Source organism: candidate division KSB1 bacterium (assembly GCA_022562085.1).
Classification (GTDB): domain Bacteria; phylum Zhuqueibacterota; class Zhuqueibacteria; order Oceanimicrobiales; family Oceanimicrobiaceae; genus Oceanimicrobium.
The window spans coordinates 1-8,205 of the sequence record JADFPY010000200.1 but is presented as its reverse complement, the minus strand read 5'-3'; the positions used below and the strand labels follow the sequence as shown (position 1 = coordinate 8,205).

At 42.3% G+C, this 8,205-nt stretch carries 7 protein-coding genes; 5 read left to right on the top strand and 2 right to left on the bottom strand.

Annotation, left to right across the window (positions count from 1 at the left end; translation table 11 throughout):
* Positions 1 to 1,192: M24 family metallopeptidase (locus IH879_15130; protein ID MCH7676267.1), on the bottom strand; the 1,192-nt coding region annotated here is incomplete at its 3' end.
* 531 nt (positions 1,193 to 1,723) lie between these two features.
* Between IH879_15130 and IH879_15125 the strand changes: the two genes are divergently transcribed.
* The 5 genes from IH879_15125 (at position 1,724) to IH879_15105 (ending at position 5,707) form a co-directional block, all read left to right on the top strand.
* Positions 1,724 to 1,918: a hypothetical protein gene (locus IH879_15125; GenBank protein ID MCH7676266.1), complete on the top strand. Its 195-nt coding sequence runs from the start codon at positions 1,724 to 1,726 to the stop codon at positions 1,916 to 1,918.
* Between the two features lie 33 nt (positions 1,919 to 1,951).
* Positions 1,952 to 2,665: a hypothetical protein gene (locus IH879_15120; GenBank protein MCH7676265.1), complete on the top strand. Its 714-nt coding sequence runs from the start codon at positions 1,952 to 1,954 to the stop codon at positions 2,663 to 2,665.
* 97 nt (positions 2,666 to 2,762) lie between these two features.
* Positions 2,763 to 3,815: a histidine kinase gene (locus IH879_15115; GenBank protein MCH7676264.1), complete on the top strand. Its 1,053-nt coding sequence runs from the start codon at positions 2,763 to 2,765 to the stop codon at positions 3,813 to 3,815.
* 2 nt (positions 3,816 to 3,817) lie between these two features.
* Entirely contained in the window at positions 3,818 to 4,570 is a 753-nt protein-coding gene (locus IH879_15110) for a LytTR family transcriptional regulator DNA-binding domain-containing protein (protein ID MCH7676263.1), read from the top strand.
* 270 nt (positions 4,571 to 4,840) lie between these two features.
* The gene (locus tag IH879_15105; GenBank protein ID MCH7676262.1) at positions 4,841 to 5,707 is read left to right on the top strand and encodes a methylated-DNA--[protein]-cysteine S-methyltransferase; all 867 of its coding nucleotides are present in this window, start codon (positions 4,841 to 4,843) and stop codon (positions 5,705 to 5,707) included.
* A 174-nt stretch (positions 5,708 to 5,881) separates the two neighbouring features.
* On the opposite strand, the gene IH879_15100 is transcribed toward IH879_15105, so the two are convergent.
* On the bottom strand, positions 5,882 to 8,205 hold a 2,324-nt coding region (locus IH879_15100), incomplete at its 5' end, for an insulinase family protein (protein ID MCH7676261.1).

Sequence of the window (8,205 nt, the reverse complement as noted above, 5' to 3'; positions counted from 1 at the left end):
TCGAATGTGCTGTGTTATAAAACAGCTCGTAGTCGCCTTTTCCGGACACCCCGCCCTGCTGATCCCAGAGTCCAATGGTGGGTCCGGCTCCGTGGCCGTGAAAGCCAATCGGATGGGTGTAAATACTCGGAACGATCCCCTCGGATTTTGCCTGTTTTAAGGATCGCTTTAAGATTTCGTTGCCGGTGCGGCCTGCTTTAAAATTTGAATTAAGAATGTCCTGGAGTCGATTCCCGGTGGCCAGCGCTTTTTTCAATCCCTCCGGGGCGTCTGTTTCCGCGGCCTTCAAAACATAAGCATGTTCCTGAGTATCTGTATTTAATCCTAAATAAGTAATGCCAAAATCTACATGAATCAGATCACCGCGCCGGATGGTTTTGGCTTTCGGTTTTGAAGCAAACGACCCGGACCTCTCCGGCTCTTCTGCCCGCTGCACCGAAACTGAGGGGTGAAACCAGGTCACGAGTTTCAGCTCCCGAATTCGTTCACGATACCACCACTCTACATCCTCTGTTGTCGTGATTCCCGGTTGAATGACTTTGTCCGAAAGCCCTTCCGCGATAATTCGATGTGCCATCCTGCAGATTGACGGATAAACTTCAATCTCCTCCGGGATCCGGGTTTCCAGCCAGCCGATAGCTAATCTTTCTCCTGAAACAATTCGATCCACATACTTTTTTGGTAGTTTTGCATTTAGCGATTCGAATCCTGTGTGAGCAATTCCGTCGGCAAGGCCGAAATCTGTGGAATAGTTCAGAGCAATTCGTTTGGGGTTTCTTTCTTCGATGATCTCCACAAGCCGCTGCCACTGATCCGGCTGCTTTTCTTTGTCCCAGGCCTTTTGAAAAAACTCGCCAATATCGTATCTTGCGACCGCCAGACGTTCCATCCCTTCTTGTGGACCTTTATCGAAGAGTACCAAAATAGTCCTTCGCCGCGCCCTCAACCATTTTGCCGGCAGCATGGTTTCGATCACCGGGTCTTCGTTATATTCGCGGGTGATGATCAGCCACATATCGATTTTCTCGCGGCGCATTAAGCCAGGAACAACTGTCTCTAAACGAATTTTCAGCCAATTATCAACGACCACTGCCCTCGCGCGCATTGACAGAATTGCGGGCATATTTGATTGAGCTTTTAAACTTGTAAACAGAAAAAAACACGTTAGAAAAATAAACGTTTTACTTTTCATGATTTACCCTTTTAAGATTAGTGCAGAAGACATTTTTATTTGAAGTAAATCTAACCCTCGACAAAGTCGGAACCAAAAGGACGGAGATAGAAGCGCACCCCGACGCATCGGGGCAGAGACGCGAAGGATACGCAAAGTGTTTTTTTCTGCATATCTTTCTTCTTAATTTCAATGTACCTGTACTAAAAGATGGCATCCAGAATTGTTTATAGTTTGGAAGAAACATTTCTTTTTTTATTCTTCTCGGCGTCATCTTTGCGCCTTCGCGCCTTTGCGTGATAATGTTTTTGCTTTTGCAAGAAACTTATTCTTTAAGCGCCTAAAGTAAAGACTGGCGCACAAAGATGCAATTACAAAAAGGTTGCCTTTTCTACTTAGGGGTTTTATTTTAAAACCTACACTAACAATAAGAATTTCGGACATTCACCGATAGTTTTCTTCCTTTCACCGATTTTGGATATTCTTTTTTAAAGCGGTGGCGTATCTTCGCTTAACTGAAACGCAAAACGCTTTTAATCCAACGGTATTAAAATGGGAAGAAACAAAACTATCACGGGGCAAAATTTGTTCTTGGCTTTGGCAACTTTGTTGCTTCTCGTTAGCGTCGCTTATTTTTTCGTTGAAAATGAAGTCATTATTATTGAAGAAATAGAAAATGCATTCCCCGGATTAAACGGCACCATAAAAAAATGGCTTGGTATTTTAATCACATCAATTTTTTCATGAAAGAACTCAGTTATTAAAAGTTAGGAGATTAAAATGGAAAACAGTTCTGAAACCAGAGTACATAAACGCGGTCCAAATTTTTGGCTTGCCGTGATTTTGATTGCTGTCGGCATTCTTTTTTTATTAGACAATTTGGATGTTTTAGACATCCTCGCTTTTAAGAAATTTTGGCCCGTCATTCTAATTGCCGTCGGCCTCATGAAACTCACGGGCTCGAATTTTCAGGATAAATCCTCGGCTTCTGTCTTGATTGGCATCGGTCTGCTTTTTCTTCTATTAAACCTCAACATTCTGTACTGGGATGATATCTGGCAATTCTGGCCGCTCATCCTTATTTTGATCGGGGTTTCAATAATTTTTAAACATAAAAACCGGTCTGAAAGTGATGGCAGCAAACACTCGGAAAACCGGATCGATATCGTCGCTATTTTCGGCGGCAACAGTAAAACAATCACTTCGGATCATTTCGAAGGTGGAAACATTACCGCTCTGTTTGGCGGAGCAAAGCTCGATTTTGGCCAGGCGAAGCTTGCAGAAGGTGAAAATGTGCTGGACGTTTTTGCAATGTTTGGCGGCGCTGAAATCCGCATCCCGGAAGACTGGAATGTGCAGATCAAAGGCGTACCCATTTTCGGCGGCTTTGAAGACGGGAGACATAGTATACCCGCTGAAGAAAAGACAAAAGGCCGGACTTTGGTTATAAAAGGTTTTGTCATGTTCGGCGGTTTGGAACTGAAAGATGCATGAAAAAGTGTTTAGGTCTTAAAGTTTTAGAGTGTTTAAGTCAAAACCGTGAACACTTTTAACACCGGAATACTCAAACACTTCTTTTTAGGATAAATTCATGAAACACCCAATACTAAGACAAAAAAATCTAACCTTTTACATTTCAGCCTGGATTGTTATCTCGATTATTCATGTTCTCTTTCTCAGGTTCAGTCAAAGCGTTGATTTGCTGTGGGCATTTATCGACAGCCTGGTTTTTAATTTACTTTATGCAGCGCTGGCCCTAAACTTTTGGTACATGTGCAAATCTATTTCAACCGAAAACCTAAAAATTCTCAAACTAATTGAAAACCATGGAGCCGCAGCCGCATTCTCATCTCTAATTTGGTTGGGTCTTTCCTATGCTTTGCTGATGAACATTTTTCCTGTTGAAGAAAATTACCGATTCTTTCTACGCGGTTCCTTAGTTTGGCGAATTGTCATCGGGGTTTTATTTTATTTCCTCAGTGTCTCATTTTACTATGTTTATATCTATTCCGTGAATTTCAAAGAACAGTTGATTAAGGAAGCTGAGCTGAAAACGCTTGTCAAGGAGGCCGAATTAAAATCTCTGAAATTTCAAATCAACCCGCATTTTATTTTCAATAGTTTAAACTCCATCAATTCACTCACCATGAGCGATCCCCAAAAAGCGGGTGCAATGACCATCAAACTAAGCGACTATTTACGGTTTACTCTTTCAAAAAATGAGAAGCAAAAGAGTAAACTGAAAGAAGAGATTGATTCCACTAAATTGTATCTCGATATCGAGAAAGTGCGTTTTGGCGACAAAATTGAATACGTCGAAGAGATTCAAGACAAATGTCTCGATGTGCTGGTGCCCAGTATGATCCTGCAGCCTTTGTTCGAGAACGCCATCAAACACGGCGTTTATGAAAGTTTGGATAAAGTGGGGATTAAATTTTCCTGCTCCTTAAATGGTGATTATTTGAAAGTGGTGGTGGAAAATGAGTTTGATGCAGAGGCAAGTATCCAAAAAGGCGAAGGTATTGGTTTAAAAAATATCAGGGAGCGACTTGAAAAAATCTACTCAAAAGGAAACTTACTGAAAGTTGAAAAAGAATCCAATGTTTTCAGAGTTAAGCTGTTTATTCCAATTGCGGAGAAGTAAACGTGGCAAAAACCCTCAATGTCGTTATCATCGATGACGAAGTCCCCGCACGGGAGATCATCAAAAATTATTTAAAAGAGTATGACTATATAACTATTAAAGCAGAGTGCGAGAATGGCTTTGAAGGAATAAAAGCAATTCAGGAGTTTCAACCGGACATCATTTTCCTGGACATCCAAATGCCAAAAATAACCGGATTTGAAATGCTCGAACTTCTGACCGAAAAACCGGTGATCGTTTTTTCGACGGCTTACGATCAATACGCACTCAAGGCTTTCGAGGTTAGCGCCGCCGATTACCTGCTCAAACCTTACTCGCGCCAACGATTTGACGAAGCCATGAACCGAGCTTTGACGCTGACAAACGACAAACCAGCCCGCAATAAAATTGTCACTGGAATTTTAAACCACCAGGACGAAAATGCTGAGTACCTCGAACGGATTGTGGTTAAAACCGGTTCCAAAATATCGATCATCCCGGTTAGAAAATTGTACTGGCTCGAAGCACAGGATGATTATGTGATGCTGCATTCAAAAGACGGCGATTTCCTGAAACAAAAAACCATGAAGTATTTCGAAAGCCATTTGGATCCAAAGGAATTTGTCAGAACGCATCGGTCTTACATTGTGAGAATTTCAATCATTAAACAGATCGAACTGTTTGGCAAGGAGTCCTACCAGATTATCTTGACCAACGGACAAAGTCTGCCAGTTAGCAGGACCGGTCATGCGAAGTTGAAGGCTATTTTAGGTTAATTGCTGACTGGAACGAAAGTCTAAATCATATCCGTCCTTGCCGGGCATCCGGCCGGGTCAGGACAAGCTTTGCCGAAGCGATCTCAAACCTAACAAACCTGGAGATTGTTTCGCTGACATTGGAAAAAAGTACAGAATTATTTCAAAAAAAACAGTCTACTTCCTTGAGCAATTTAAGTTTGAAAAGCCCAAAAACAAACAGCAAGAATCGGGTGGTAAACTTCCCTATGATTTCCTATATTGCGTTCAACAAAAAAGGAGGTCACTAAAATGTCTGAGAAATTTCATCAGTTATCTTTGGATTACCAGCGAATCGAGCAAGCCATTATTTTCCTGGAAAAGAATTTTCATCACCAACCCACCTTAAAGGAAATCGCAGATAGTGTCTATGTCAGTGAATACCATTTTCAGCGTCTTTTCAGTAGTTGGGTCGGCATAAGTCCCAAGCGGTTTTTACAATATTTAACCAAGGAGTACGCCAAAAGGCTGTTAAAGGAATCAAGAAATGTTTTAGATGTGAGTTTTGAAACCGGCTTGTCAAGTCCCGGGCGGCTGCACGATTTGTTTGTAAATTGCGAAGCAGTAACTCCCGGAGAGTTCAAGGATCAGGGTGAAGGACTTCGTATTGAATATGGAATTCATCCGACTCCCTTTGGCGATATTTTGCTGGCAACAACCGCACGTGGTATTTGCTGGCTTTCTTTCGTCAAGAAAGAAGGTCCGGAGCAAGAGATTCAAAACCTCCAAAAAAGCTGGCCAAAAGGAGAACTTTGCGAAAATGCTTCAGAAACAAAAAAACTGGCCAATAGGGTGTTTGCCATCTCATATAATGGCAGCAGCAAGCCCCAATCTTTCAATTTGTTCTTGAAAGGAACCAATTTCCAAATTAAGGTTTGGGAGGCTTTGCTTAAAATTCCCGCTGGACAAGTCGTGTCTTATGAGGACGTTGCAGCTTATATTGGCAAACCCAAAGCTGTCCGTGCTGTCGCCAATGCTGTGGGCAGCAATCCGATTCCCTTTATCATTCCATGTCATAGAGTCATTCGAAAAATCGGTGAGTTTGGCGGTTACGCCGGCGGGACCGCACGTAAGAAGGCGCTGCTTGGATGGGAAGCGGCGAGGTATCAAAGTGTTTGAATTAAAGGGTCCTCTGAGTTTTAGTTGCTAACATTTTCCCCTTCCCTTGATGTCATTTCGAGCGAAAGCGAGAAATCTTGTTACGAGTTATGGCATTAACAAGATTTCTCACATCGCTTCGCTTTTTCGAAATGACATCCTTTATAAGATTTCGGGAAATCCAGATGTTGAATATTACTTCATCGTCGTCGCTTCTTTTTCAACCGGATTGCCCCGCCTATCCAACATAATCGGATCGCCCAAGCCCAATTCCTTTAACGCTTCCAATTGCGTTTCAGCGTCGCCAACTACCAGATGAATCATCTTATCAGGAACCATGTATTTTTCCGCCAGTTGTTTGTGTGTTTCCTGGCTCATATCCTGAACAATTTTTTCGCGCTCTTTGATGTAATTCGTCGACAAATTGTACTTGGCAATATTATCCAGCATACTCATCAAAGCGCCCAAGGTCTCAAAACGACGGGCATTGGATTTAATCAGTGCATTTTTGGTAAAGGCCAGATCCTCTGCCGAGATTCCTTGTCTGTATTTTGTCAATTCATCCTTGAAAATTTCCATGGATTCAAAAGTCGTATTTGATTTAACCGCTGACGAGGCGACAAAAGGTCCGCGATGGTAGGAGCCGTTAAATCGTGAACGAGCGCCGTAAGTGTATCCCTTCTCTTCGCGCAAAATAAGATTTAAGAAACCGCTAAAGCTGCCACCCAACTTATAATTCATGACTGTGGCAGGATAGTAGTCCGCATCCGTGAAGGCTAAAGAAAGATAACCTATGCGAATTTCAGATTGTTTTGCTTTCGGCACGTCTACAAAATAAAGTTGCGACTTGCTTACAGCAGGCGGCTCAGGATACTTAGCGAATTTAACCTCTTTTGCACCCCATTTCTTTTCAAAAGATTTAAAGGCCGAGATTGCTTTTTTCTGGGAAATATTTCCGACAATCACCACGTGTGAAATCGACGGTGAAAAATTACTCGCGTAAAAATTCTTCAAATCTTCAATTGTAATCTTCTCAACAGATTCCGGAGTACCAAGAGTCGAATTCGATAAAATATGATTTTCGCCGTAAATCAGTTTGTTGAACACATCCGTTGCAACTGTGGAAGGGCGCACCTGCTGGCGGTTAATCGTTTCAATCGTCTGGCGCTTGAGTCTAGCGAATTCTTTTTCGTCCCAGCGTGGTTCGAGCAGGATTTCTTCCACAAGTTTGTAGACATCGTCGAATTTGGAAGCCAACATATTCGCCCGAATAACGATCGACTCGCGGGCAGTGGACATGTTAATGCGCGCGCCAAGATTGTCAATAGCTTCTTCCAGTTCAACCGGCGTGCGATTTTTGGTACCCTCCATCATGATGTCTGTCATCAGGTTTGCAACGCCGACTTTATTCGGATCATCCAGCAAAAGGCCGCCTTTTAAAGTAATCGAAAACTGAATCAGCGGCAGTTCATTATGTTCGATGCCATAAATTCTGAGCTTATTGGTCAATTCATCTTGCCATACTGTGGGCAAAGTCAGGCCCGGCGCAGGACCTTTTTTAGGTTCAATTGAGCGATCAAAACTTGAAGGAATTTTCTTAACAACCAAATCGGATTGGGTTGCAACTTTATCTGTTTTAGCCACTATAGCTTCCTCAACGACCGGGTAGCGTTCAGAGCCTTCAGCTACCAAATCGGTCTTCCCTTTCGGTACAAAACTGGTCAATACATATTTTTGTTCTTTAATATATTTTTTGTAGACCCTCCAAATATCATCTTTGGTAACGTCCAAAGAATTTTGCAAGTCTTGGTTGATAAAACCGGGGGTCCCTGCATATTCATTGTAGAAGGCAAGTTGAAACGATTTATTCAAAATGCTGGAAATACCGTTGTAAAAATTCGTTTCAATTTTGGCTTTAATTCTGTCCAAATCTTGGTCGGTGAATCCATCCTTCTCAAATTTCGCAAGAGACTCGGAAATGGCTTTTTCGACCTCTGTCAAGTTTTTATCGGGGAATGTTCTAATCCGAATCCGAAAGTCCCCGGTCATTTCCATGCTATTCTGAAATGCGGAAACTGAAGGCGTGAGTTTCATTTCCTCCACAAGTACTTTATACAAGGGTGCTTTCTTGCCATCGGATAAAAGGTCTCCGAGCAAGTCAAGTGCATAGGAGTCTTTCCTGTAAGTTTCACAGGTTGGGAAAACCATAGTCAATTCCGGTGATTTGGCAAAGTTGTCCTCGTGAAATGCGCGCTTGACATCTGATAATGAAATATGCCGCACTTTGGGATCTGGTTGCTTCGCACGTGATTTGACTTCACCAAAATACTTCTCAACCAACTTTTTGGTTTGTGCGACATCAAAATCTCCAGCGATCACAAGAGTCGCGTTATTTGGGCTGTACCATTTCAGGTAAAAATCCCTTACATCCTTTAGGGTCGCATTTTGCAGGTCTGCCAATGAACCGATAACTTGCCAATTGTATGAATGATCTTCAGGGTAAAGAAGTTTATGAATCA

Excerpts from the sequence above, each read along its gene's own strand:
- IH879_15125 (MCH7676266.1), top strand. The coding sequence starts at position 1,724 with ATGGGAAGAAACAAAACTATCACGGGGCAAAATTTGTTCTTGGCTTTG.
- IH879_15120 (MCH7676265.1), top strand. The coding sequence starts at position 1,952 with ATGGAAAACAGTTCTGAAACCAGAGTACATAAACGCGGTCCAAATTTT.
- IH879_15115 (MCH7676264.1), top strand. The coding sequence starts at position 2,763 with ATGAAACACCCAATACTAAGACAAAAAAATCTAACCTTTTACATTTCA.
- IH879_15105 (MCH7676262.1), top strand. The coding sequence starts at position 4,841 with ATGTCTGAGAAATTTCATCAGTTATCTTTGGATTACCAGCGAATCGAG.